The following is a 271-nucleotide window of genomic DNA, read 5'->3' as shown; positions in this document are numbered from 1 at the left end:
TCCTTTCTAAGGATATTACGGAATGACCATGAGGTCATGGAATAACGGAGACATATTGTATTCAGTTTTGAATGTTTATTTGACATTCAAAAATAGATAGGGCCTATAGCTCAGCTGGTTAGAGCGCACGCCTGATAAGCGTGAGGTCGATGGTTCGAGTCCATTTAGGCCCACCATTTTTTTTGCACATTGAAAACTAGATAAGTAAGCAAATAGATTTTACCAAGCAAAAAACCGAGTGAATTTTTAACGAAATTCAACAAGCTTAATA

The 271-nt window shown here is 36.9% G+C and carries 1 tRNA gene; it reads left to right on the top strand.

The window, feature by feature from the left end:
• Positions 1-99: 99 nt before the first annotated feature.
• Positions 100-176: transfer RNA gene (locus LQ615_RS13410), tRNA-Ile, on the top strand.
• The last annotated feature ends 95 nt before the right edge of the window (positions 177-271 follow it).

This window comes from Mammaliicoccus sp. C-M13 (assembly GCF_022386845.1).
Classification (GTDB): domain Bacteria; phylum Bacillota; class Bacilli; order Staphylococcales; family Staphylococcaceae; genus Mammaliicoccus; species Mammaliicoccus lentus.
Note: the sequence above shows the minus strand (reverse complement) of the source record. Positions and strands in the feature narration are given on the sequence as shown.